Annotated in this window: 23 protein-coding genes; 11 read left to right on the top strand and 12 right to left on the bottom strand. The window is 66.9% G+C overall.

Annotated features, from left to right (window positions below; genetic code table 11):
• Positions 1 to 204: 204 nt before the first annotated feature.
• Positions 205 to 1389, bottom strand: a complete 1185-nt coding sequence (locus N5C18_RS08335) for an MFS transporter (protein WP_279944263.1) — start codon at positions 1387 to 1389, stop codon at positions 205 to 207.
• Positions 1386 to 2564, bottom strand: coding sequence for a serine hydrolase (locus tag N5C18_RS08330; RefSeq protein ID WP_279944261.1), 1179 nt, complete (start codon positions 2562 to 2564; stop codon positions 1386 to 1388). The genes N5C18_RS08335 and N5C18_RS08330 overlap by 4 nt, the downstream gene beginning before the upstream one ends.
• A 229-nt stretch (positions 2565 to 2793) precedes the next feature.
• Between N5C18_RS08330 and N5C18_RS08325 the strand changes: the two genes are divergently transcribed.
• Positions 2794 to 3693, top strand: coding sequence for a LysR family transcriptional regulator (locus tag N5C18_RS08325; RefSeq protein ID WP_279944259.1), 900 nt, complete (start codon positions 2794 to 2796; stop codon positions 3691 to 3693).
• A gap of 163 nt (positions 3694 to 3856) precedes the next feature.
• Entirely contained in the window at positions 3857 to 5464 is a 1608-nt protein-coding gene (locus N5C18_RS08320) for an ATP-binding cassette domain-containing protein (RefSeq protein WP_279944257.1), read from the top strand.
• A 103-nt stretch (positions 5465 to 5567) separates the two neighbouring features.
• On the opposite strand, the gene N5C18_RS08315 is transcribed toward N5C18_RS08320, so the two are convergent.
• Entirely contained in the window at positions 5568 to 6893 is a 1326-nt protein-coding gene (locus N5C18_RS08315; RefSeq protein ID WP_279944254.1) for a GTP-binding protein, read from the bottom strand.
• 69 nt (positions 6894 to 6962) lie between these two features.
• Between N5C18_RS08315 and N5C18_RS08310 the strand changes: the two genes are divergently transcribed.
• The gene (locus N5C18_RS08310) at positions 6963 to 7337 is read left to right on the top strand and encodes a MerC family mercury resistance protein (RefSeq protein ID WP_164242707.1); all 375 of its coding nucleotides are present in this window, start codon (positions 6963 to 6965) and stop codon (positions 7335 to 7337) included.
• A gap of 219 nt (positions 7338 to 7556) precedes the next feature.
• Here N5C18_RS08310 and N5C18_RS08305 read toward each other — a convergent pair whose 3' ends face one another.
• A complete protein-coding gene (locus N5C18_RS08305) occupies positions 7557 to 7841 on the bottom strand; it encodes a metal-sensing transcriptional repressor (RefSeq protein ID WP_053511351.1) in 285 nt (94 codons plus the stop codon).
• Positions 7842 to 7892: 51 nt separating this feature from the next.
• On the opposite strand from N5C18_RS08305, the gene dmeF reads away from it, so the two are divergent.
• A complete protein-coding gene (dmeF, locus tag N5C18_RS08300; RefSeq protein WP_279944253.1) occupies positions 7893 to 8876 on the top strand; it encodes a CDF family Co(II)/Ni(II) efflux transporter DmeF in 984 nt (327 codons plus the stop codon).
• A gap of 88 nt (positions 8877 to 8964) precedes the next feature.
• On the opposite strand, the gene N5C18_RS08295 is transcribed toward dmeF, so the two are convergent.
• Positions 8965 to 9249, bottom strand: a complete 285-nt coding sequence (locus tag N5C18_RS08295; RefSeq protein WP_006437851.1) for a hypothetical protein — start codon at positions 9247 to 9249, stop codon at positions 8965 to 8967.
• Positions 9250 to 9339: 90 nt separating this feature from the next.
• Here N5C18_RS08295 and N5C18_RS08290 point away from each other — a divergent pair, with 90 nt between their 5' ends.
• Together N5C18_RS08290 and N5C18_RS08285 are read left to right on the top strand one after the other, a co-directional pair.
• Entirely contained in the window at positions 9340 to 9756 is a 417-nt protein-coding gene (locus N5C18_RS08290; RefSeq protein WP_053511353.1) for a hypothetical protein, read from the top strand.
• Between the two features lie 77 nt (positions 9757 to 9833).
• Positions 9834 to 10676: an MnmC family methyltransferase gene (locus tag N5C18_RS08285; protein ID WP_164242934.1), complete on the top strand. Its 843-nt coding sequence runs from the start codon at positions 9834 to 9836 to the stop codon at positions 10674 to 10676.
• Between the two features lie 3 nt (positions 10677 to 10679).
• On the opposite strand, the gene N5C18_RS08280 is transcribed toward N5C18_RS08285, so the two are convergent.
• Positions 10680 to 11648, bottom strand: a complete 969-nt coding sequence (locus tag N5C18_RS08280; RefSeq protein ID WP_279944251.1) for a polysaccharide deacetylase family protein — start codon at positions 11646 to 11648, stop codon at positions 10680 to 10682.
• A 41-nt stretch (positions 11649 to 11689) separates the two neighbouring features.
• Positions 11690 to 12340 carry a hypothetical protein gene (locus N5C18_RS08275; RefSeq protein WP_279944250.1) on the bottom strand — a complete coding sequence of 217 codons (651 nt, stop codon included), beginning with the start codon at positions 12338 to 12340 and terminating at the stop codon, positions 11690 to 11692.
• A 133-nt stretch (positions 12341 to 12473) separates the two neighbouring features.
• Between N5C18_RS08275 and N5C18_RS08270 the strand changes: the two genes are divergently transcribed.
• Positions 12474 to 13154 carry a hypothetical protein gene (locus tag N5C18_RS08270; RefSeq protein ID WP_279944249.1) on the top strand — a complete coding sequence of 227 codons (681 nt, stop codon included), beginning with the start codon at positions 12474 to 12476 and terminating at the stop codon, positions 13152 to 13154.
• A gap of 27 nt (positions 13155 to 13181) precedes the next feature.
• Here N5C18_RS08270 and N5C18_RS08265 read toward each other — a convergent pair whose 3' ends face one another.
• Positions 13182 to 13355 carry a hypothetical protein gene (locus N5C18_RS08265; protein WP_187299790.1) on the bottom strand — a complete coding sequence of 58 codons (174 nt, stop codon included), beginning with the start codon at positions 13353 to 13355 and terminating at the stop codon, positions 13182 to 13184.
• 9 nt (positions 13356 to 13364) lie between these two features.
• Positions 13365 to 14177, bottom strand: coding sequence for an alpha/beta hydrolase (locus N5C18_RS08260; protein WP_279944247.1), 813 nt, complete (start codon positions 14175 to 14177; stop codon positions 13365 to 13367).
• A 220-nt stretch (positions 14178 to 14397) separates the two neighbouring features.
• On the opposite strand from N5C18_RS08260, the gene N5C18_RS08255 reads away from it, so the two are divergent.
• A complete protein-coding gene (locus tag N5C18_RS08255; RefSeq protein WP_279944245.1) occupies positions 14398 to 14877 on the top strand; it encodes a DUF4440 domain-containing protein in 480 nt (159 codons plus the stop codon).
• Between the two features lie 23 nt (positions 14878 to 14900).
• Here N5C18_RS08255 and N5C18_RS08250 read toward each other — a convergent pair whose 3' ends face one another.
• From N5C18_RS08250 to N5C18_RS08240, 3 genes are all read right to left on the bottom strand, one after another.
• Complete coding sequence (locus N5C18_RS08250; RefSeq protein WP_053511361.1) at positions 14901 to 15755, bottom strand: hypothetical protein; 855 nt, start codon at positions 15753 to 15755, stop codon at positions 14901 to 14903.
• A gap of 98 nt (positions 15756 to 15853) precedes the next feature.
• Positions 15854 to 16999 (bottom strand): YncE family protein, encoded by a 1146-nt coding sequence (locus tag N5C18_RS08245; protein ID WP_279944244.1) that lies wholly within the window; start codon positions 16997 to 16999, stop codon positions 15854 to 15856.
• Positions 17000 to 17261: 262 nt separating this feature from the next.
• Entirely contained in the window at positions 17262 to 18686 is a 1425-nt protein-coding gene (locus N5C18_RS08240) for a GAD-like domain-containing protein (RefSeq protein ID WP_279944243.1), read from the bottom strand.
• Between the two features lie 335 nt (positions 18687 to 19021).
• On the opposite strand from N5C18_RS08240, the gene N5C18_RS08235 reads away from it, so the two are divergent.
• The 3 genes from N5C18_RS08235 (at position 19022) to N5C18_RS08225 (ending at position 21379) form a co-directional block, all read left to right on the top strand.
• On the top strand, positions 19022 to 19447 hold the full coding sequence (locus N5C18_RS08235; RefSeq protein ID WP_279944241.1) for an energy transducer TonB: 426 nt from the start codon (positions 19022 to 19024) through the stop codon (positions 19445 to 19447).
• A gap of 453 nt (positions 19448 to 19900) precedes the next feature.
• A complete protein-coding gene (locus N5C18_RS08230) occupies positions 19901 to 20269 on the top strand; it encodes a hypothetical protein (protein ID WP_279944240.1) in 369 nt (122 codons plus the stop codon).
• An 861-nt stretch (positions 20270 to 21130) separates the two neighbouring features.
• The gene (locus tag N5C18_RS08225) at positions 21131 to 21379 is read left to right on the top strand and encodes a hypothetical protein (RefSeq protein WP_279944239.1); all 249 of its coding nucleotides are present in this window, start codon (positions 21131 to 21133) and stop codon (positions 21377 to 21379) included.
• Positions 21380 to 21755 lie beyond the last annotated feature (376 nt).

The raw sequence follows: 21755 nt of genomic DNA, 5'->3' as shown, positions 1-21755 counted from the left end.
CCGCGGCATCCATGCCGCGGACACCCCCGCGAACCCGACCGCCCCGGCCTCTGACAGGTTCCGGCGGCGTCCCACCACGGAATCAACAGAAAAATCAAAGGCAAACGCGGGTCGCTGCGCTCGGTAGATCCACGTCATGCGTGAATGGCGTGGACCCCGGTAGTGCCGGCCGCTGGCCGGCACTGTGCCCTCACCGATCGCCGCCTATTCCCACGCCTTCGGCCGCGCCAGCAACCACGCTGCCGTCACCACCAGCAACAGCAACGGCAACCATCCCAGCTGGCTGGCGCCGCGCGCCTGCAGCAGCACACCGCCTGCCACGCCACCGGCGGCAATGGCCAGGTTCCAGCCGGTCACCAGCATCGACTGCGCCAGATCCGCAGCGGCACCCGCGCGGCGTGCCAACGCGGTCTGGAACAGGGTCGCCACTGAACCGAAGGCCACGCCCCACAGGATCGTCGCCAGCAGCAGCGGGGTCGGCTGGCCGGGCCACAGCAGCAGCGCCAGCACCGGCAGGAGGAAGCCGACCACCGCCGCCCAGACCAGCGCGCGCAGATGACGGTCCACGCCCCAGCCGGCAATACCGATGCCAGCAATCGCCGCGATGCCGAACGCCAGCAGCAGGCGGTCCAGCCAGCCCCCTGCACCGGCCTCCACCGCCAACGGTTCGATGTAGGTGTAGAGCACGTTGTGCGCCAGCACGTACAGCACCATCACCAGCAGCGCACTGCGTACGCCGGGCATGCGCCAGACCGTGCGCAGCGACATGCGCTGGCCGGTCGCCGCCGCTGGCAGTGCGGGCAACGCCCAGCGCGCGTATGCCAGCAGTCCCACGCCCAGCAGGCTCATCAACGCGAACGCCCAGCGCCAGCCGATCTGCTGGCCCAACAACGTGCCGGCCGGCACCCCCAGCGACAACGCCAGCGGCGAACCCACCATCGCCACGGCAATCGCCCGCCCCTGCAGCGAAGGCACCACCATGCGCGCGGCGTAACCGGCCACCAGCGACCACAGCAGGCCGCCACTGACCCCCGCCAGGAAGCGCGCGGCCAGGATCAGCGCGTAGCTGCTGCTCAACGCGGTCAGCGTATTGACCACCACGAACCCGGCAATCGCCGCCAGCAGCAGCGGACGCCGCGGCAGGCGCTGGGTCAGCGCGGTCATCGGCAGCGCAGCCATCACCGAGCCCAGCGCATACACGCTCACCAGCTGGCCCACCGCCGCATCACTCACGCCCAGGCTGTTGCCCATCGGTCGCAGTACGCCGGCCGGCAGGGTCTCGGTCAGCAGGGTGATGAAGCCACCACCGGCCAGTGCCAGCAGACCGGCCCACGGCAGGCGCGTCGCCTCGCCCGCAGGGCTGCCGGCATCGATCGAATGGCCGCTCATCGGGCGCCCTCCAGATCGGCATAGACCGCATTGCGCAGCGCATCGACAAAGGCGCCATCCATGCCCTCGTACAGGGTGTTGGTCAGCGCCACCACGCTCAGCCCACGCGCCGGGTCGACGAACCAGCTGTGGCCATACGCGCCGCCCCAGCGCCAGGTGCCTTCGCACTGCGGCGTGCCGCTGGCAGAGGCATCGCGCAGCAGCGCAAAGCCCAGGCCGAAGCCCCAGCCGGCCGGTTCCGGCGGGCCCTGCTCGCCCACCTGCGGGGTCGCCATCTGCGCCGCCAGTGCGGGCGGCAACAGGCCCGACGCCCGCACATCGCGCAGCGCCTCCAGCACCGCCATCACCTCATCGGCGGTGCCCACCAGACCGGCGCCGGCAGAGGCGAATCGGCTGGCATCGGTGGCACGCGCAAGGCTGTACTCGATGCCGACCGTGCCTTCGAACGGCGCCACCACTTCGCCTTCCTGAAGGCGGTGCGGCTGCGGCATGTCGCTCACATAGGGCGTGGCCAGCCGCGCTGCATCGGCGGTGGCGAAGCCGGTATCGCGCAGGCCCAGCGGTGCGGCCAGCAGGCGCGCGAACAGCGCCTGCAGGGTTTCACCGGTTGCGGCCTCGGCCGCCGCACCGGCCACATCCACGCCCAGCGAGTACAGCCACTGGCTGCCGGGTGCGAACAGCAGCGGCGCCTGCGCGATGCGGCGCACGTTCTCGGCCAGGGACACCGGGCTGGCATCCATGCCATCGCTGACGCCGGCCCGCGCATACGGGCCGTCCGCATCGGCTTCCAGGAAACGGTAGCCCAGCCCGCTGCTGTGGCTGAGCAGCTGGCGCAGGCTGATCGGTGGCGTACTGCCATCGGCCAGTGCCGGGCGGAAGTCCGGCAGCCAACGCTGCACCGGGGCATCGAGGTCCAGCACGCCGTCGGCCACCAGGCGCATGATCACCGTGGTCAGCAGCGGCTTGCTGACCGAGGCCAGCCGGAACAGCTGGTCGCGCTGCATCGGCGTGGCCGATTCGCGGTCCGCCAGGCCGCTGGCGCTGGCGTGGCGCAGCACCCCGTGCTGGCGCACCAGCACCATCGCGCCGACCAGGCGCAGCGGATGCACCTGCTGCAGCAACCGCTGCACCGACGGCAGCGTCGGTACGGGTTCAAGGGAAAGAGCGGCATTCATCGCAGTCATCCGTGGGGAGAGGCCCGCCACGTTAGGCAGCCCGTCGCCGCGCAAAAAGCCGGTTTCCGCTCCGGGCATCATGGACCGTGCAGTCCGCAATCGGCATCATGGCCGGAACTGCAAGGCCACAACCGCCCACAACCCGGCCTCGCACCACAGTGTTGCGAGGGCGGCGCCGACCGCCGCCAGCGCGCCCCTCTACCCTGCCGCTTTCATCGCCCGCACGCCCATGACCGTCCTGGACAACCTCGCCAACCTGCAGACCTTCGTGCACGCCGCCGACACCCGCAGCTTCGTCGAGACCGGGCGCCTGCAGGGCATCTCCGCCTCGGCCGCCGGCAAGTGCGTTGCCCGGCTGGAACACGCGCTGGGCGTGCGACTGTTCCATCGCAGCACGCGCAGCATCACCCTCACCGCCGAGGGCCAGCTGTTCCTGGCGCGCTGCCGGCGCATCCTCGACGAGCGCGATGCCGCGCGCACCGAACTGGCGCAACCACACGCCACGCCGCGCGGCACGCTGCGCATCGGCCTGCCGCTGGTCGGTGACCTGACCCTGCCGCTGATGGCCGAGTTCATGGCCGCCTATCCGGACATCCGCCTCGATCTCGATTTCAGCGATCGGCTGGTCGATGTCATCGAGGAAGGTTTCGATGCCGTGCTGCGGGTTGGCGAGCCCAGCGACTCGCGCATGAACGCGCGGCGCCTGGGCGTGTTTCCGCGCCGCATCGTCGCCTCGCCCGGCTACCTGCAGCAGCGCGGTGTTCCGCGCACGCCGGCCGAGTTGATGCAGCACACGCTGCTGCACTACCGCTTCCCCAGCACCGGCAAGCTGGAGCTGTGGCCGATCCACTGGCCCGAGGATGAAACCCCGCAGGAGCTGCCGGTACACATGGTGGCCAACACCATCGAAGCACGCGTGGCGCTGGCGCTGCGCCACGTGGGCGTGGCGTTCGTACCGGTGCACTCGGTGCGCGATGCGCTGGCCGACGGCCGGCTGGTCACCGTGCTGGACGAACACGTGCATTCCTGCGGCATCTTCCACCTGCTGTGGCCCTCCGGCCGCCACGTGCTGCCGAAGCTGCGGGTGTTCATCGATTTCGTCAGCGCACGCCTGGAAACCGTGCCGTAGCCGCGATCAATCCCGGCCATTCAGCCACCCCCGCTATACTGTCCCCTCATTCCTCCCAGAGGCTCGCGACCAATGCGCCATTGATGCCGCCGTCTTCCCATCAGACGGCCTGACTCTTCCCGCCCCTGCGCGCAGGGGAGAACCCGGCATCCATGGAGGTCGCATGACCCCGCATTCCCTCACGCTCGATCGCGTGTCGTACCGATTGGCCGACGGCCGCCCGCTGTTTTCCGATCTGTCGTTTTCCTTTGAACCGGTCGCCACCGGCCTGGTCGGTGCCAATGGCACCGGCAAGAGCGTGCTCGCCCGCCTGCTGGCCGGCCACCTGTCACCCGACAGCGGCCAGGTGCGCCGCAGTGGCCGCGTGTTCCTGTTGCCGACACCCGGCTATCCACCTTCCGGCACCGTTGGCGCACTGGCCGGTGTCGGTGAAGCACTGGCCGCACTCGCGCGCATCGAAGCCGGCAGCGTGGACGAGGCCGACTTCACCTGCGTCGGTGACCGCTGGGACCTGCGCGAACGCCTGCAGCAGCAATGGCAGGCAGTGGGCCTGCCCGACGACCTCGACCCCGCCCAGCCCGCCGCGCGACTCAGTGGTGGCCAGGCGATGCAGGTCGCGCTGTCCGGGGCGTGGGCCAGCGGTGCCGACTGGCTGATCCTCGACGAACCCAGCAACCACCTCGATACGCGCCATCGCCAACAGCTGTACGAACAATTGCAGCAGTGGCGTGGCGGCCTGCTGGCGATCAGCCACGACCGCGAGCTGCTGGAACAGATGCAGCAGATCGTCGAACTCGATGCGCGTGGGCTGCACCGCTATGGCGGACCGTGGCGGCACTACGCCGACGCACGTGCGGCCGAACGCGAGGCCGCCGCCGCCCAGTTCGACCATGCGCGCGCGCAGCACCGGCAGCAGCAACGCAGCGCGCGTGAACAGCACGAACGCCAGCAACAGCGGCAGGCGCGTGGCAACCGCGATGCGAAGCAGGCCAACCAGGCACCGATCCTGCTCGGCCGGCAGAAGCAGCGCGCCGAGGCCAGCCACGGCCGCGCACAGCAGGTGCAGGCCGATCGACTGCAGGCCAGTGCCGATCAATTGCGCGCGGCGGCCGCTGCGGTTCATGCCACGCCGGAACTGGCGCTGTTTGCCGGTGAAGGGGAACGCGGCAGCGCGCGCCTGCTGCAGGCGCAATCGCTGGTGTTGCCGCATGGCTGCAGTGCCCCGTTACAGCTGGAGATCCGTCGCGGGCAGCGCATCGCGGTGGTGGGTGACAATGGCAGCGGCAAGTCCACGCTGCTGCGCGTGCTGGCCGGCCAGCTGCCTGCACGCGCGGGCACCGTGCAGCGGCATGCGCCGCTGGCCCTGCTCGACCAGCAGCTGCTGGGCTTGTCCGGCGAGCACAGCATCCTCGATACCGTGCAGGCCACCAACCCGGCGGCCGATCCCGCTGAACTGCGCACGCGCCTGGCCCTGCTCGGGCTGGACGCACAGCGCATCCAGCGACGGGCCAGCAGCCTCAGCGATGGTGAACGGGTGAAAGGCGCCCTTGCCAGCGTGCTGTATGCCGATCCGGCACCCCAGCTGTTGCTGCTGGACGAGCCCGGCAACGCGCTGGACCTGGGCGCGTTGCAGGCGCTGGAAGAACTGCTGGTGGCCTGGCCCGGTGCCCTGATGATGGTCAGCCATGACCGGCACCTGCTGCAGGCCTTGCGGCCCACGCAGGTGCTGCAGGTGACCACCGACGGCTGGCACTGGCGCGACGCAGTGTAGAGTCGAGCTTGCTCGACTCCGCCATGCGCTCATCCACGCATGGCGTATCAATCCGGGGTAGTGCCGGCCGCTGGCCGGCACATCACCAACCGTCAATGCGCGCTCACCGCTTCCACACCGGGAACGCCTGCGGCAATTGCTGCCACAGCAGCGGGCCGGCGCGCAGTTCCTGGTCGTTCAGCAGGCACGCGTCCAGTTCTGCTCGCACCGCGCGCTCATCCATGTGCACCCCGATCACCACCAGCTCCTGGCGGCGGTCACCCCACAGCGGGTGCCACAGGCGCTGCATCGCCGAATGCGCGGCCATGTCCGGGAATTCCTCAAGGCCCGGCAGCGGCGCGCTCCAGCACTCGGCCTGCTGCCGCGCCCAGCCGAGGTCACTGTAGGGCAGCGGCGTCGGTGGCAGCAGCGGCGTGGTGTCTTCCTGCCCGGCGCGCACGCGCTCGCGCGCGGCGTACCAGAAACCCGCCGCCTGCGTGCGCGTCGCCGCACCCACGGTGTTCAACTCGCCCACCCAGTCCATGCGGTTGGCCAGCCAGAACCAGCCCTTGCTGCGGATCACACCCGGCATGCCCGACTGCAGCGCGCGCGCGAAGCGTGCGGGGTGGAACGGACGCCGCGAACGGTAGACGAAGCTGGCGATGCCGTATTCCTCGGTTTCCGGCGTGTGTTCGCCGCGCAGCTCCTTCACCCAGCCGGGCGCGCGTTGTGCACGCTCCATGTCGAAACGACCGGTGTCCAGCAGTTCGCTCAGCGGCACGTCACCGAAGCTGGACAAAAGCAGCTTGGCATCGCGGTTCAGCCCGCGCAGCACCGCCAGGGTGTCCTGCAGTAATTCGTCGTCCACCTGGTCGACCTTGCTGACCACGATCACGTCGGCGAATTCCACCTGCTCGCACAACAGGTCGACCACGCCGCGGTCATCCTCCGGCCCGGCCTGCTGGCCGCGCTCGGCCAGGCGCAGGGTCGAGCCGAAGTCAGCCAGGAACGCGCTGCCATCGACCACCGTCACCATCGTGTCCAACCGCGCGATGTCGCTGAGGCTGAAGCCGTGCTCGTCGCGCACCGCGAAGGTGGCGGCCACCGGCATCGGCTCGCCGATGCCGGTTGATTCGATCAGCAGGTAGTCGTAGCGGCCGGCATCGGCCAGGCGCCGCACTTCCTGCAGCAGGTCATCGCGCAGCGTGCAGCAGATGCAGCCGTTGCTGAACTCCACCAGCGTCTCTTCGGTGCGGCGCAGTTCGGCGCCACCCTCGCGCACCAGCTGCGCATCGATGTTGACCTCGCTCATGTCGTTGACGATGACCGCCACGCGCAGGCCCTCGCGGTTGCGCAGGATCTGGTTGAGCAGGGTGGTCTTGCCGGCCCCGAGGAAGCCGGACAGCACGGTGACCGGAAGGCGACGGTCGGCGCGGGAAACAGTGTTCATGTCGGAGCGGGTTGGCTGCGGAACTTAAATGTTACTGTATAACACTTGTCGCGCAAGGAACCTCCCCCGATGAAGTCGCCCTCTGCCGCCCTGCTCGATGCCGGCGCGGTCGCCCTGTCCAGCCTGTGCCTGCTGCACTGCCTGGCGCTGCCCCTGCTCGCGGCCGCGCTGCCGCTGTTCGGCGCCTGGGCCGAAGCAGAATGGGTGCACCTGCTGTTCGTGGCCATCGCCCTGCCGCTGACCGGCTATGCGCTGTGGCGGGCCGAGCGCCGTCGGCCGCTGCCGGTACTGGCCTGGGCCACCGCCGGCATGGGGCTGGGCCTGCTGCTGGCCGGTGCGCTGGCGCTGCCCTCGCACGGCTGGGAAACGCGACTGACCGTCACCGGCAGCCTGCTGCTGGCCGCAACGCATCTGTGGAACGCACGGCACCGGCACGCAGGGTAGTGCCGGCCGCTGGCCGGCATCCCCATGAACACCGGACATACCCGGTAGTGCCGGCCGCTGGCCGGCATCCCCATGAACGCCGGACATACCCGGTAGTGCCGGCCGCTGGCCGGCAACCGCATGAACCCCGGACATACCCGGTAGTGCCGGCCGCTGGCCGGCAATCGCATTAACCCCACCACCACCTGACGTTGCCGGCCAGCGGCCGGCACTACCCGGCTATTTACCGTAGCGGCGCAGCAGCTCCACCAGCACTTCGGCCTCGGCCGCGCGCTGCTGCGGATCCTCCGCGCCCACCACGTGCTCCTGCAGGTGCTCGTGCAGCAGCTCCATCAGCAGGCTGTGGGCGGCGCCGCGCACCGCAGCGACCTGTACCAGCACGTCCGCGCAGTCGCCCGCCTCACCCTCGGGCCGGTCCAGCGCCTGCTCCAACGCCGCCACCTGGCCGCCGATACGGCGCACCCGGGTCAGCAGCTGCTTTCGGTTCTTGTGTACATGCGCCATGGCTGGATCATATACCCTATGGGGGTATCCACTCCACCCCTCGGGTCTGACATGCACCTGGACACCCTGGCCGCCGCCCGCCGTCACGAACACCGCTTCGACGACGGCAACCCGCTGGCCGAACGCAACACCCGCCGCGCCCTGTGGCTCACCGTCGGCATGATGCTGGTGGAGATCGTCGGCGGCTGGTGGTTCAACTCCATGGCCGTGCTCGCCGATGGCTGGCACATGAGCTCGCACGCGCTCGCGCTGGGCCTGTCGGTGTTCGCTTACCGCTGTGCACGCCGCTACGCGCACGACCCGCGCTTTGCCTTCGGCACCTGGAAGATCGAGATCCTGGCCGGCTACACCAGTGCCATCGCACTGCTCGGTGTTGCGGCGCTGATGGCTGTGCAATCGCTGCAACGGCTGTGGGTGCCGGCACCGATCCACTACAACGAAGCCATCGCCATCGCGGCAGTCGGCCTGGGCGTCAACCTGCTGTGCGCGTGGTGGCTGCACGATAGCCCGGGCCATGCGCATCACCACCACGGGCACGGCCACGATCATGGCCAACACCACGGGCATGATCACGACCATCACGACCATAACGACCACGCACACGGTCACGACCTCAACCTGCGCTCGGCCTACGTGCACGTGCTGGCCGACGCCGCCACCTCGGTGCTGGCCATTGTCGCGCTGCTCGGCGGCAAGCTGCTGGGCCTGACCTGGCTGGACCCGGTGATGGGCCTGGTCGGCGCAGTGCTGGTCACGGTGTGGGCAATCGGCCTGCTGCGCGACAGCGGCCGTATCCTGCTCGACGCGCAGATGGACGCGCCGGTGGTGGCCGAAGTGCGCGACGTGATCGAGCAGGGCCCGTGGCCGGCACGCCTGGCCGACCTGCACGTCTGGCAGGTCGGCCGCGGCAAGTACGCGGTCAGCGCCAGCGTGGTCACCAGTGATGCCCGCCTGGATGCCGATACCGTGCGCGATGCGCTGGCGATCCATGAAGAACTGGTGCACGTGACGGTGGAGATCCGCCGCAGCGCCTGACCCCTATCCGGTAGTGCCGGCCGCTGGCCGGCAACCCCATGAACTCCGCACGCAACCTGCAGGTGCCGGCCAGCGGCCGGCACTACCACTACAGCTTCAGCATCATCCGCAGCAGGTACATCAGCAGCGGCAGCGCGCTCACGACCGCGCCGGCAATGCCGATCCACGGCCAACGCTCGCCGCGCACGCGCGATGCCACGGCAAAGCCGGCACCCACCAGCGCCGCACCCAGCACCGCCACGCCCATCCCCGCGGCCAGTCCATTGCCGCCGGCCGCCACCGCCGCCTGTGCGGCCACTGTGCCCGCGCCCCAGCCGACCACCATGCCCAGCCAACTGGCCACGCCGCACCACGGTGCCTTGCCCTGCGCCATCCGAAAACCCCTCTTCTCTTGCCGAATTCCTGTACGGGCCGTGCCCGCGTGCTGCCTACACTAGCCGCACCCGCCCCGTAGGGACATCCCATGCGCACGCTCCGCCTGCTGCTGCCCGGTGCCCTCCTGCTGCTCACCGCCTGTAGCGGTGATGCCGGGCTTCCCTTCTCCGCCGACCCGTTGCAGGGCTGTTTCGCCACCAGCGCGCGCAAGCCCGCCGACTTCCGCATCGAGAAGGAAGGGGGCCAGTACTTCGTCTCCTTCAACCGCGACGGCCAGTGGCAGCGCGAGCCGAATGCCCTGCACAAGGCCAGCAACAGCGAGATCAGCCGCTACTTCCGCGATGACGCCGCGCAGATCGACAGCGCGCTGATCCGCATGGCCGGGGGCTTCGGCATCTTCCATTTCAATAAGGGCGCCACGCTGAAGGGCAAGGCGAGCGACAGCGACTACATGGCGCTGATGCTGATCGGCGCCGGGCCGGTGTATGCGGTGAAGTGCGATTGAGCGGGGGAGCCGAGCACGGCTCGGCACTACAACAGCTGCGGTACCATGCCCTCCCCCGAACCGCCCCGGTACCCGCCGTGCCCCACTACACCGGCCCCCTGCTGACCCGCGACAGCGCCGACACCCTGCGCCGTGCCCATGACAAGGGCGCTGGCGACTGGCAGGGCTCGCTCGATCTCGGCCGCAGCCAGGACACCGTGGCACTGGATGCGGACGGCTTCCACTTCCGCGGCCAGGCCTACCCGTGGCCGGGCAAGCTGAAGGACCGCACGCTCTACTACTGGGATGGCGAGGAGTTCGCGCCGATCTCGCGCTACAGCGGCTCGCTGATCAAGCTGGTGCCCACCGAGTGGGGCGCGCCCACCTTCGAGATCGACGGCATCAAGATGCTGCCGACCTCCAAGCTGTCGCCGTTCGAGGACGCACGCCGCAAGGTCGAGCTGGTCGCGCCGGCCGGCAAGGTCATCCTCGATACCTGCGGCGGCCTCGGTTACTTCGCCGCCTGCGCGCTGGAGGCCGGCGTCGGCCAGATCCGCTCGTTCGAGAAGAACGCCGACGTGATGTGGCTGCGCACGCTCAACCCGTGGTCGCCGGACCCGGACTCGGCCGCCGCCGGGGGCCGCCTGCAGTTCAGCCACGGCGACGTCTCGCAGCAGATCGAACAGGTCGCCAGCAACAGCGTCGACGCGATCCTGCACGACCCGCCGCGTTTCGGCATTGCCGGCGAGCTGTACTCACAGGTGTTCTACGACCATCTCGCCCGCGTCATCCGCAAGGGCGGCCGCCTGTTCCACTACACCGGCGCGCCGAACAAGCTGACCAGCGGGCGCGATGTTCCGCGCGAAGTGGCCAAGCGGCTGGAAAAGGCCGGTTTCAAGGCGGAGCTGGCGCTGGACGGCGTACTGGCCGTCAAGCGCTGAGCCTCACTCCGAATCCACCTTCGCCAACTGCATCACCCACTTCGGCACCACCGGCTCCCCAGCGTAGAAGTCCTTCGGCTTTTTCTCCGCCATCGCCCAGCGGTGCAGCCAGCTGGGGCCGTAGCGGCCGTTGTAGCCTTCGGCGCCACGCGCGTAAGCCGGGTCGCGCATCGCTTCGTCCAGCGACACGAAGCGATAGTCACGCCGCTGGGTCGCCGCCACCAGTTCGGCAAACGTGGCCGCGTTGAGCTCGTTGGCGTGCATCAGCCACACCTGCGGCAGCGCATAGCCCAGCAATGCCTGCGACTGCTTTTCGTAGTAGTCCAGCTTGTTCAGCATGTACGGCACATAGCCCTTGCGCAGCTGTGCCAGCGTCGCCTCGCGCTCGGCGGAATCGGGCTGCTCGTTCATCACGTTGGCATAGGCGAACGCCCACACCCACTCACCGTTGTCGACCGTCACCGGCGCCACGCGGTAGCCGTGCTGCTTGAAGAACGCGTCCATCTGCACGCGCTCTTCCGCGGTACGCCCGGCGCGCAGGTACGGATGGCGCATCCACTGCGGCACCTGCCCACGCTCGGCCAGCAGCGGCCGCAGCACCGTCTCCCCACGCAGGAAATCCTGCTGGAACGCCGCCACGCCCTTGGCGTTCAGGTCCATGTGCGAATACGTGTGGTTGCCCAGCACATAGCCCGCGTCCAGCCAGTCGCGCAGCATCTGCACGCGCGCAGGCTGCACCTGCCCGTCCACTTCCAGCTTGTTCTCGTTGACGAAGCCCACCACCGGCACATCCGCCTGGCGCAGCTGCGCCATCAACGCGGCATGCCGCGCCTGCAGGTCTGCCGGCACGATCTCGTCCACTCGCGCCCAGGGCAGGTCATCGATGGTCACCGCAATGCGACGATCCACCTCGGCCGCCTGCACCGCCAGCGACAGCAACAGCAACGGCAGGGCTCGCAACAACGCACGCATCAGCACTTCCTTGTCGGGGCAATGCGTGGACTGTAACGCGATCAGGTAGGCGTCCGCATACCCTTGGCCGCCGCACGCCACAACACGATGCTGGCCACCATCGCGGCCACCAGCAGCGATACCGCCATCATCGCCAGATCATCCGGATTGCGCTGCAACGGGGCGTACTCGCGGGTGAGCACGTGCAGCACCACCTGCTGGGCCTGTGCCAACGGCACCCGGCCCTGCTCGGTCAGGTCCACCAGGCAGGCCGCCGGCGACAGTCTTGCCACGCTGCTCCACGCATCCTCGTACAGGTGCAGCGTCCACCCTGCCAACGCCAGCACGCCCACATGCAGCGCCACCAGCGCCCGGCGCAGCCTGCCCAGCCGGTACTGTTGGGGCATGGCACGCAGCGCACAGACCGTTGCCGCGCCGAGAAGCGCCAGCAGCGTGCCCACCAGCGGAATCCAGCGCAGTGGTTGCCAATCATCCAGCGCTTCGGCGCGCGCCAGCAGTTGCTCGGCCACGCGCAGGCGCGCTACCGGATCGGGACCACCGCAGCCGTCCACCACCGGCACCAGCAGCAGATCCACGCGGGAGTGGAAGTAGCCGGCCCCCAGGCCAAGCGACAGCAGCGCCACCAGCTGCAACAGAAACACCATCACCCCCGGTCCGAACAGGCGGCCGAGGCGGGAAACAGCAGAGCGCATCGATTCATCCATGACAACAACGCGCCATGCTATCCAGCCGCACCACCGCTGTCGGCTGGCAGATACGACAACAGCTGGCGCCTATCGGTAGGATGTCGATCGAAGTGGATGCATATGTGAGGACGTGCACAGGATGGTGATGTTGTACCTGGTGGTGCGAACTCTGCTGCCACTGCTGGCATTCGCACTGGTGGCATGGGCGGTGTCACGCCTGATCAAGGCGCGCGTTGCCCGCCTGCCGCCGGTTCCGCTGAACCTGCCTGCGCACAGAAGCAGCCCGCGCAAGAAGGACCGACGCCTGTACGCACGTGCACTGCGTCGCCGGCCAAGCCTGCGCACCGCAACCCGCCCCGCCAGCGCACCGCGCAGCTGGCATCTGCTGGGCGTGATGGTGGCGATCGCTGCGCTGGCCGCCACAGTGGTGGTCATGCCCGACGGCGCACGCTTCCAGGTAATGGTCGAGAGCGTGCGTGGCTACCCGGTCACGCTGGCTGAAGTCCGCGTTCCGGCGGCGGCACAGGCCGTGGTGCTGCAGCGATGGCGACCCTCGCTTGCGCCGCTGGCGCGCCCGGTAACGATGCGCTATCCGATCGGCCGCTTCGGCGGCGACCATGAAGCGCACGCCCTGCTACCCGTGCAGATCCGCCACCTTGACGATCGATTGCAGGTGGCCCTTCCTGCCGCCGTGGATGCGGTGGCATTGCAGGCCGAGCTGGCACAGCGGGCGGGCCTGCCAGCCGGTGCGGTTTCGATGCGCCAGGCGCAGGTAGCGCCCTGGATGGACGCCGGCTGGGAACCGCTGGGCGACCCGTAGAGCCGAGCCCGCGCTCGGCTGCCAGGCTTACACCTCGCGCGGCAGTTTGGCCGCCCACATGTTGTCGACCAGATTCGGGTACGGGCGACCATTCTCCTCCGCCCGCTGCCGCGCCGCCTCTTTCTGGGCAGGCGACAGCGGCTGGGATTTCTGGCCCTTGGGGTTGGGCTTCTTCCACGGCGGGGTTTCGGTCTTGCGCATGGCGCCAGCTTACTTCTTCAGGAAGTTCAGCAGCGCCAGATTGAAGTGATCGGCATGGCTGGTGTTGCAGCCGTGCGGCGCGCCTTCCAGGATCACCACCTCGCTGCCCGCTATCGCCTGGTGCGTGCGCTGGCCCGAACCTTCGAACGGCACGATCGCATCGCTGTCGCCGTGCAGAATCAACGTCGGCACGGTGATTTTCTTCAGGTCGTCGCGGAAGTCGGTGGTGGCAAAGGACTGCATGCAGCCCAGCGCTGCCGTCTGGTCGGACTGGTGGCACAGCGCGATCGCTGCCTGGCGCTGCTCCTCAGTCACCATCAACTTGCCATCGGCGCTGAAGAAGTCGCGGGTGAAGCCATCGAAGAAGCTCTCGCGGTCCTTCTCCAGGCCGCTGCGCATCTCATCGGCCTTGTCCTGGGTCAACGGGCCGTCCGGGTTGTCGTCACTGCGCAGCAGGTAGGGCGGCACGGCCGCGGCGAACACCACGCTGTGCAAGCGGTCCTCACCGTGGTTGGCCACATAGCGCGCCACCTCGCCACCGCCCATCGAGAAGCCGACCAGCGTTACGTCGCGCAGATCGCGTTCTTCAATCAGCGCGGCCAGGTCCGCCGCCAGCGTGTCGTAGTCGTAGCCGTCGGCGGGCTTCTCGGAACGCCCGAAACCGCGTCGGTCATAACTGATCACCCGGTACTGGGCATCGCGCAGGATCGACACCTGCGTCTTCCAGGCGTCGGCCGACAGCGGCCAGCCGTGGATCAGGATGACCGGGCGGCCGTCGCCGCCGGTGTCTTCAACGTGCAGGCGGATGCGGGAGGCAGGCATGGGGGCTCCTGTGGAAGGGAAGAGTTGCAGGCTAGAACCCCGCCCCTATACCGCCCGTGAGGGAATCGCGGCGCGCTGTGACACGGCGTGCACAGGCTGAAGGGACGCCCGCCCCGCCAGACTCCCGTTTCATCGCGTCCAGCGCCGGTTTCGTCGCAGCATAGCGGCAGGGTGCGGTGGACCGTGCCAGCCTGCGCGGACCACTTCCGGGAGATTCGCCATGCTGCTGCTCACCCTGCCCCTGCTGGCCGCCGGCCTTGCCGCCGCCCCGACCTCGCCCGACAGCCTGCGCGAACAGATCCGCCAGGCCGATACGCAGCTGTTCGCCGCCGCGTTCGATGCCTGCGACGCCGACAAGGCCGCGTCGATGACCACCGAAGACATGGAGTTCTTCCATGACAAGGCCGGCAAGTCCGCCAGCAACCGCGACGACTTCCGGCGCAGCGTGGCCGCCCTGTGCGAGAGCAACCGCGCCAACCACACCCATCTGCGGCGTGAGCTGGTGGAGAGTTCGCTGCAGGTGTTTCCGCTGCACGACGAGCGGGCGCTGGAGATCGGCGACCACCGCTTTCACGAGCGCGATGCGAAGGGTGTGGAGCGTTGGACCGGCCAGGCGCGCTTCATCCAGGTCTGGCGGCGGGTGGATGGGCAGTGGCAGGTGGAACGGGTGATCAGCTATGACCATCGGCCGGCGGATTGAGGGAGATGAGCCTCCCGCCCCGACTACGGTCCGCCACCGTCGGCTCCGGTCGGGATTCTGCTCTGCGCATTCGGATCGCTCGCTGCGCTATCAGGCCCTCGCCAGTAGTGAACATCAATGGATATCTCACCTCGCGGCTGGCGATGCGCAGTCGAATAGACGCCGTTGGCGTGCATCAGAACCCGAGCATCCAAGGGAATTCCAGGATACCGGTGCGCGCTCTGATAATCCCCATAGAACGCAGCCCATCTGCCCAGCCGCTCGAGGCTTGGCTTCCATGAAGGGGAAAAATGGAGGGGAATCGTCAGGGCAACAAACAGCACGGCGAGACCGATCATGCGCATCGTAGAAACGTAGAGACTTCCACCAATGCGCGACCTGACCTTGCGGCCAACCGACGGCACGTGTGCGGACAGGAGAAACTGCGCGATTGCCACCAGCCCGAGTACCAATTGCAGGGCAACGACGGTAACGCCCATGACCAGTACAACGAACCACAGCCAAACGAGTGGATAGAGTGGTAGTGCGAGCGCGCTGGTCGCCAGGGTGAAGTCCTGCCCCGGCAAGCCAGTTGCCGACGTCATGATGTTACGAGCCACCGCGGCCGTTACTACCAGTACGCCCAGATGAAAGAGCAGAACAATTCTTCGAACCGCAGGCTTCTCCCACACGGTTCTGCACAGGGGTACCAGTCGGAACAGCAAGCCGATCGCCATGCAGAGGCAGCCTACTGCCAAAAGAGCGAGGCACCAGCCTGCATGCATCCCCAGCAAGGGCCCAAACGATCCGATTGCCAGAGGCAGCAGCCCCACCGCGTACAGCTTCAATTCCTTGCTGAGACTCTTGAACTTCTCGATGTAACGTCCTGTCTCGAACATGCTGCCAGATGCGTGGATGGGCAGTCGCTACTTTGCTGCATTGACTTCAGATTGGCCACCAAGGGAACGCGGCTCCCCTGGTGGCCATTCCACATTGCTTACAACTGAATTCGCGCCACGCTCTCGTCAGCGCCCTTGTCGTCCTTCTCGCCGTTCTTGATGCTCACGAACAACACGTTGTTCTTCGCATCCAGCGCCAGGCTGTTCGGGTGGGTCGGCACCTTGTAGGTGGCCACCTTCTGGTAGCTGTCACTGTTGTACGCCGTCACCGTGCCCGCTTCGCGGTTGGTCACGTACAGGCGCTTGCGCGGTGCATCCAGCAGGATGCCCAGCGGGCCGGCATCGGTCGGGATGCTGGCCAGTTCCTTGCCGGTGCTGCGGTCCAGCACCAGCACGCGCTGGCCCGGGTGCTTGCTGACCAGGCCGCTGCTCTTGGCCTGGTAGCCACGCAGGAATTCCGAGCCCTGGTCGGTCACGAACAGTCGCTTGCCGGCCGGGTCCAGCGCGATGTTCATCGGCTGCTCGGCGGCGATCTTGTGCTGGGCCACCACCTTGTTCGAATCGGTGCCCACCACCACCAGGTCGGCCAGCAGGTTGCTGGTGTAGACGCGCTTGTTGGCCGCATCCAGCGCCAGGCCCGGCGCCTTGGCGTTGCCCAGGCCGTCGATGGTGTTGATCACCTTCAGCGTGGTGGTATCGATCACGAACAGCACGCTGCTCACGTCCGGCTGGCTGCTGTGGCCGGTCACGTACAGGCGGTTGCCGGCGCTGTCCACCACCAGCTCGCGCAGGTCGTGGGTGTAGGCGGCCTTGCCGTCCTTGCCGGTCTTCTTCTCCATCAGCTGGATGGTGCCGATGGCCTTGTTCTGCGCGGTATCGACCACGGTCACCGACAGGTCCACGGTGTTGCCCACGTACAGGCGGTTGTGGGCGTCGTCCAGCACCACGCCGAACGCCTTGCGCTCCAGCGGGATGCGGGTTTCCACCGCCAGCGTAGTCGGGTTCAAACGCAGCACCTGGGCCGGGCCGGCGTCATCGCCGAAGCCACCGGACGAGGCCACGAACACGGCGTTCTGTTTCGGGCTGTAGGCCAGTTCGTACAGGCCCTTGGCCACGGCCTCGCGCTGCACGGCGGTGCTGGCACTGGCGGCGGGGGCGTTATCGGCGAACGCGGACGGCACGCCAAGGCAGAGCGAGACGGCAAGGGCCAGGGCGGCCGAGCGGAGAGCGGAATGACGGAACATGCGAGCATCCTTGAAAGGGCACGGGAGGGTGTCCTGGCTCGCTGGGCCGTACTGCGACGGCCCGCTCCGGCGCGGTTTGCGCGGGGTGGGCTGGCTGGGTTGCGGGGGGAATGTTAACAGGAGACAGCGAGCGGGGGCGATCTCCGGTACTGTGCGCCCGCGCCACCCCTGCCAAACGCCCATCCGCAGCCGCGTCGTGCCAACGAGGGGGCGTTGCAGGCCCGTAAGGTTGCCGCTTGGAACTCACGGCCCTGCCGCCCGCCTAGAAGTCCGGAGCACGGGTCGTCAACACGTCCCCGACCACAGGTCCATGTTCAATGACACCGTCTGCTCCGCGCCGATACCCGATGCCCGCCTTGCAGGCACGCGGTGCCATATCCCAAACCCATCCGTGGAGTTGGCGACTGGCACTTTCAGGCGAATAGAGCGGCATGTTCATGCGCAACCCGTCATCCTCGCCCAGATCAAGCGTGCACATGACGGTACCCTCGCCTTCATGCGCTTCGTCGGGATCTGGATCGCCTACATGGGTAATGGTCGCAAGGAGATGGTCGACATGAATCAGCTCCTGCAGCGCATGTGGCAGATTCATGAACGATGGTACTGCACGGCCATCGCCAGGCTCCTCCACGAAGGGGTCATCCAACGTAACGCGGCGGAAATAGTGTTCACTCCGTCCCATTACGTCACGACCGCCGATGGCAGTTGCCATGTCCTCCAACGCTTCGCTGCGAAGCAGGAAGGTCGCTTCCTCTGCATGCATCACCACCAGTTCTTCATCGTTCGCGTCACTGCCTAACGAATCCTCCCGCAGGGTGACGTCGAGCACGACGATGTCATCCCCCGCGGAGTTGGCGAAGATCGCGTAGGCGCCGCTGTAAGCACGTATTTCCGTGCGCTCGAAGGTCGTGTGATGAATGCGCCAGAACAGCAAACGGTACTGGCCGTTCGGTTGCAGCGCCAGCAGCCGATGCCAGTCGATGTAGGAAGACAGATACAGGCCGGCGAGTCCCGGCCCTGTTGCAATGCCCTCGAACATGGAGCGATGTTCGACCGGCAGCGCGTTAGCTACTGTCGTCGGCTTTTCGGCCGTTGGCGTGGGCGGATCAACGGCGTCGCGAAGACGCCGATGCTTGCCGAGTGCATCCACTTTCGCAATCCGCAGCATCTGCATGGAGAACAGCATCTGATCGACTTCGTAGACCTCGCCGGGGGCAAGTGCTCCGCACTCTTCTCTTGCGGACCGAACCAAGGCCATTGGAATGAGCGATTCGAGTGCTTCTCGCTCGCAAAGGAACGTGTTGAAGAAGTCATCGAGACTCCACGCCAGATCACCCGTCTTCTTTGACACGGGATCGACGTAGGCCACGTCCTCGTTAGTTTCCGTCAGCTTTCGGTAGTAGAGAAGTGTGCCGAAAGGCGTCAGCGCGATGGGAACGCGCCGTACGGCTCCGGGCGGCGAGACGATCCACCGATCGAGCACGGATTGCCATGGCCGGGGATCGATCGGGGCGAGTTGAAGGTCGCCGTAGAATCCGAGACCTTTTCGGCGCCACAGATCGAGAAGGCTTTCAGGAAGAACACCCTCATAAGCGGAAACAAGCTCACGGGGAGCAGGGGAAACTTGTCGTGATGGAGGATGGGTATTTACGAAGCGATGCAGGGCGAGGCGGCGAAGAAAGATCATGCAAGTGTTCCTATGTCGTTGGATCGATAACGGCCAGCAAGCCAGGATCGTTCATTTCCATCTCGAGGAGGCCCATCTCTAGACCTGATTCCCATGAAGTGCCACTGCAATTTTCCTTGAGGGGTGACGGTGTTGATGACAGCGGTCTGCCAACCAGACTCCTCGATCATGGCTGGAAAGCGAATCAACTTGGGAACACCGGCGTGGGCACTCCGTCATCCCGGGCTGGACATGCTTGTGTGAGCCGTGCAGCAGCAAGCGGGGCCTCCACTTAGCGGCCGCTGATGCCAGGCAATGGACGCTATCCTGTAACCGCACCGGAATGGAAACCACGCATGCCCCGTTTGAACGTCGCCCTGGCACTGACCCTCGTTCTGATGCTGCTGGGCGCTTTGCCTGCCATTGCCATGGATACAGACCCACGCATTTCCACGGAGGTGTTTGTAGAGGCCGGGGACAACCCCACCTTCAAGCTGAAGCAGGCGCCTGCGGTGGTGTATTCAACGGCACCGGTCACGGCCGCCGATACGTTGCCGCAGTTTCCCCTGCAGGTGCTGTTGGTGGCCCAGCTGGATGAGCTGGGTCACGTGTCCAACGTGATGGTGGCGCGGTCCAGCGGGCGGCGGGAGTTTGATCGTGCGGCGCTTGATGCGGTGGATGAGTGGCGCTTCGATCCGGTCGTGATTGAGGGCGTCGCGAAGCATGCGCGGGTTCGGGTGCGTTTGATCTTTACGCCGGAGACCGAGGCGCCGGCCGCCTGAACCGCTGATCCAGCCTGTCGCAACTGGCCCTATATCGCGGCCCTCGCTGCAGGCATTTCTGTGCTTGGGGTCAAAAACGCCAAGCCCTTCAAGACCATTGCGGCGCAATCGCTTGCTGGCTTAACACCCTGTGCGACAATGCCGAAAGCGTCAGGACCGGCAATCGCCGGTTCTGCAGTTTCTTGGCATTTGGCAGCTGCGCGGGTATCTCTTGGCGTGCCACCGAAAAAGGGTGGCGCGGGACTCGAAAACCCGTTTCTGTACCAGCTGTATGCGCTTTGCCAGCCGGCGTCACCCTTTGTGTGGCGTCGGCTGGCAATCCGTTCGCGTTCCATGGCGGGCGGTGCGTGGGGGTCTTCGGACCCGCCGGTCTGGTACTTACCGGTTTTCGAGCCCGCACCGTCCGCCACCTTTATCGGTGGCCCTGCTTTCTGTCCTGTACGGAGCACTGCCATGAGCGCAACGAAGCTACCCGGTGTGAACACCCGCCGCGATCCGGCCAACGCCGATCACGAGAAAGAGCCCTCCCCCTATCCCCTCGGATTTGTCGCCAACCTGCATCGCATTGGCGCGGGCGCCGCTGCCGATGGGCAGCCCTGGCCCGAGCGCAATCTGAGCCTCGGGCGCAGCATGCAGATGGCCGATGCGGACTGCGCGCTGGGCGGCTTGCGCGTGGTGGCGGAGCTGATGCTGGCAGCGGAGCGCACGCGGCAGAACGGCACCGACGAAGAGTATGTGGGGGACCGGGTGATGGAGGGGTTGAAGATGGCGTGTGTGGCGTTGACTGTGATGGCTACTGAGCGGGTGCAGGGGCAGAAGTAGTCCAGTTTGACTTAGCCATCTGCCGCGTGATTGCAGGCTCTCCACGCATTATTGGCCGACCGTTCTCTTTCCAGCCCCCCCATCTGCAGAGCGTCCAATGAGGCCTGTAATCTATGGCGCCGTCCTGTTGGCGGCGCTGTGTGCGGCGATCGCCAGCTGTCATGTACCCAACGCTGGCCTGCAACTGCGGACCTTTCGGAAAGTCTCCGACGCTGAGTTTGCTGTCATGCGCGAGGAGGCCGTTCGGCTTGTGCGCGAGGGCCTGGTACAGGACGCGCGGCACCTGGGTGCGAGGTACTTCGAGGTCAGTTGCGACGGCAAGCCCGTGATGGTGGTGGACAACTCCTTGGAGCAGCTTGTGATTGTGCTGTATGCGAGCAGGGAGATTGATGTTCCCTGCGTTGTGCCGCTTCTGTCGCATTGGAGTGGCGCCTTGTGGAGGAGCGAGCGCGCGCATAACGAATGTGAATACAGCGGGATGGGAGGCCACGCTGGACCACCTCTGTAAGGCCCGCATTCTGATACGACCATCTCCCACCACTGTGCCCCGCATCTAAATCTGGTGTTGCACACTCTCGTCGTCCGCATGCAGTTGGCGGGCACCAATTGCACCCTAGGCGCCCGGTCAGAATGGCCTTGGCTGAGGAGCTCACGCGGCAGAAGGGCGGACCCGAACAGCGTCTGGGCGACCGGCAGATGGGGGGCAACTGATGGCGGTACTTTCGCTGACTTTGATGGCGAGCGAGCGGGTGCGGGGGCAACGATGAGCACCTGCCCCAGTATCCCCTCGATCACGCGCAAGGTGTTTCGCCATGACCAGCACACCGGCACGCCGGCTGGACTGCGCCACCATCCACGGGTTTGGATGACGATATCGCCGATAGGCTCGGGCGCACCAACAGCCTCCGCACCATGGGCTGCCCCACCTACACGGCGCAGCCGATGGAGGCCAACTTGGGCCCGCACTGTTTGATGTTCCCGGCGTATATCTACTACAACCAGATCGGCCTGTTTGCCGGTGGCGGTGTTCTGGCCGGACTTCGATGCCGCGCCGTCGGGGGATCAGCCGCTGCGGTCGGTGGAGCATGGGCACCGGCAGGTCTCGATTGAGCTGCGGTATGTGGGGGGCGGGAAGGCGGCTGATTACTTGGCGCAGGATTTGAGCGAGCGCGTGGCGCTGACGCCGCGCTGGCGGCTGACGCCTTATGCGGCGGACCGGTCGATGGTGGTGCGCGATGTGCGGGAGGTGACGCCGGACTGGTATGTGGTGCGCGTTGGGGACGGACGGGTGAGGACGTTCGTCAGCTGTGACCCTTGGGAGTACATGCCGGATGGGGGTACTGATGGAGGGTGGGAAGCTTGTGCGGTTTAGTGGGGGCCGAGTGGCGATGTGCCGGCATTTGATGTTGGATCTGGACCGAGGGATTGCCATGGAATTGGCGTATACACGGGTGCTGCTGGTGGACTGGGAACGTTTGGATGGGGT

The organism is Stenotrophomonas sp. GD03930 (assembly GCF_029839665.1).
In the GTDB taxonomy this organism is placed as follows: Bacteria; Pseudomonadota; Gammaproteobacteria; order Xanthomonadales; family Xanthomonadaceae; genus Stenotrophomonas; species Stenotrophomonas forensis.
The sequence above is the reverse complement of the archived record's forward strand: the minus strand, read 5'-3'. Positions and strand labels throughout refer to the sequence as shown.

Bases quoted from the DNA above. Each gene is read 5' to 3' on its own strand.
- N5C18_RS08335 (WP_279944263.1), bottom strand. From the start codon at position 1,389: ATGAGCGGCCATTCGATCGATGCCGGCAGCCCTGCGGGCGAGGCGACG.
- N5C18_RS08330 (WP_279944261.1), bottom strand. From the start codon at position 2,564: ATGAATGCCGCTCTTTCCCTTGAACCCGTACCGACGCTGCCGTCGGTG.
- N5C18_RS08325 (WP_279944259.1), top strand. From the start codon at position 2,794: ATGACCGTCCTGGACAACCTCGCCAACCTGCAGACCTTCGTGCACGCC.
- N5C18_RS08320 (WP_279944257.1), top strand. From the start codon at position 3,857: ATGACCCCGCATTCCCTCACGCTCGATCGCGTGTCGTACCGATTGGCC.
- N5C18_RS08315 (WP_279944254.1), bottom strand. From the start codon at position 6,893: ATGAACACTGTTTCCCGCGCCGACCGTCGCCTTCCGGTCACCGTGCTG.
- N5C18_RS08310 (WP_164242707.1), top strand. From the start codon at position 6,963: ATGAAGTCGCCCTCTGCCGCCCTGCTCGATGCCGGCGCGGTCGCCCTG.
- N5C18_RS08305 (WP_053511351.1), bottom strand. From the start codon at position 7,841: ATGGCGCATGTACACAAGAACCGAAAGCAGCTGCTGACCCGGGTGCGC.
- dmeF (WP_279944253.1), top strand. From the start codon at position 7,893: ATGCACCTGGACACCCTGGCCGCCGCCCGCCGTCACGAACACCGCTTC.
- N5C18_RS08295 (WP_006437851.1), bottom strand. From the start codon at position 9,249: ATGGCGCAGGGCAAGGCACCGTGGTGCGGCGTGGCCAGTTGGCTGGGC.
- N5C18_RS08290 (WP_053511353.1), top strand. From the start codon at position 9,340: ATGCGCACGCTCCGCCTGCTGCTGCCCGGTGCCCTCCTGCTGCTCACC.
- N5C18_RS08280 (WP_279944251.1), bottom strand. From the start codon at position 11,648: ATGCGTGCGTTGTTGCGAGCCCTGCCGTTGCTGTTGCTGTCGCTGGCG.
- N5C18_RS08275 (WP_279944250.1), bottom strand. From the start codon at position 12,340: ATGCGCTCTGCTGTTTCCCGCCTCGGCCGCCTGTTCGGACCGGGGGTG.
- N5C18_RS08270 (WP_279944249.1), top strand. From the start codon at position 12,474: ATGGTGATGTTGTACCTGGTGGTGCGAACTCTGCTGCCACTGCTGGCA.
- N5C18_RS08265 (WP_187299790.1), bottom strand. From the start codon at position 13,355: ATGCGCAAGACCGAAACCCCGCCGTGGAAGAAGCCCAACCCCAAGGGC.
- N5C18_RS08260 (WP_279944247.1), bottom strand. From the start codon at position 14,177: ATGCCTGCCTCCCGCATCCGCCTGCACGTTGAAGACACCGGCGGCGAC.
- N5C18_RS08255 (WP_279944245.1), top strand. From the start codon at position 14,398: ATGCTGCTGCTCACCCTGCCCCTGCTGGCCGCCGGCCTTGCCGCCGCC.
- N5C18_RS08250 (WP_053511361.1), bottom strand. From the start codon at position 15,755: ATGTTCGAGACAGGACGTTACATCGAGAAGTTCAAGAGTCTCAGCAAG.
- N5C18_RS08245 (WP_279944244.1), bottom strand. From the start codon at position 16,999: ATGTTCCGTCATTCCGCTCTCCGCTCGGCCGCCCTGGCCCTTGCCGTC.
- N5C18_RS08240 (WP_279944243.1), bottom strand. From the start codon at position 18,686: ATGATCTTTCTTCGCCGCCTCGCCCTGCATCGCTTCGTAAATACCCAT.
- N5C18_RS08235 (WP_279944241.1), top strand. From the start codon at position 19,022: ATGCCCCGTTTGAACGTCGCCCTGGCACTGACCCTCGTTCTGATGCTG.
- N5C18_RS08230 (WP_279944240.1), top strand. From the start codon at position 19,901: ATGAGCGCAACGAAGCTACCCGGTGTGAACACCCGCCGCGATCCGGCC.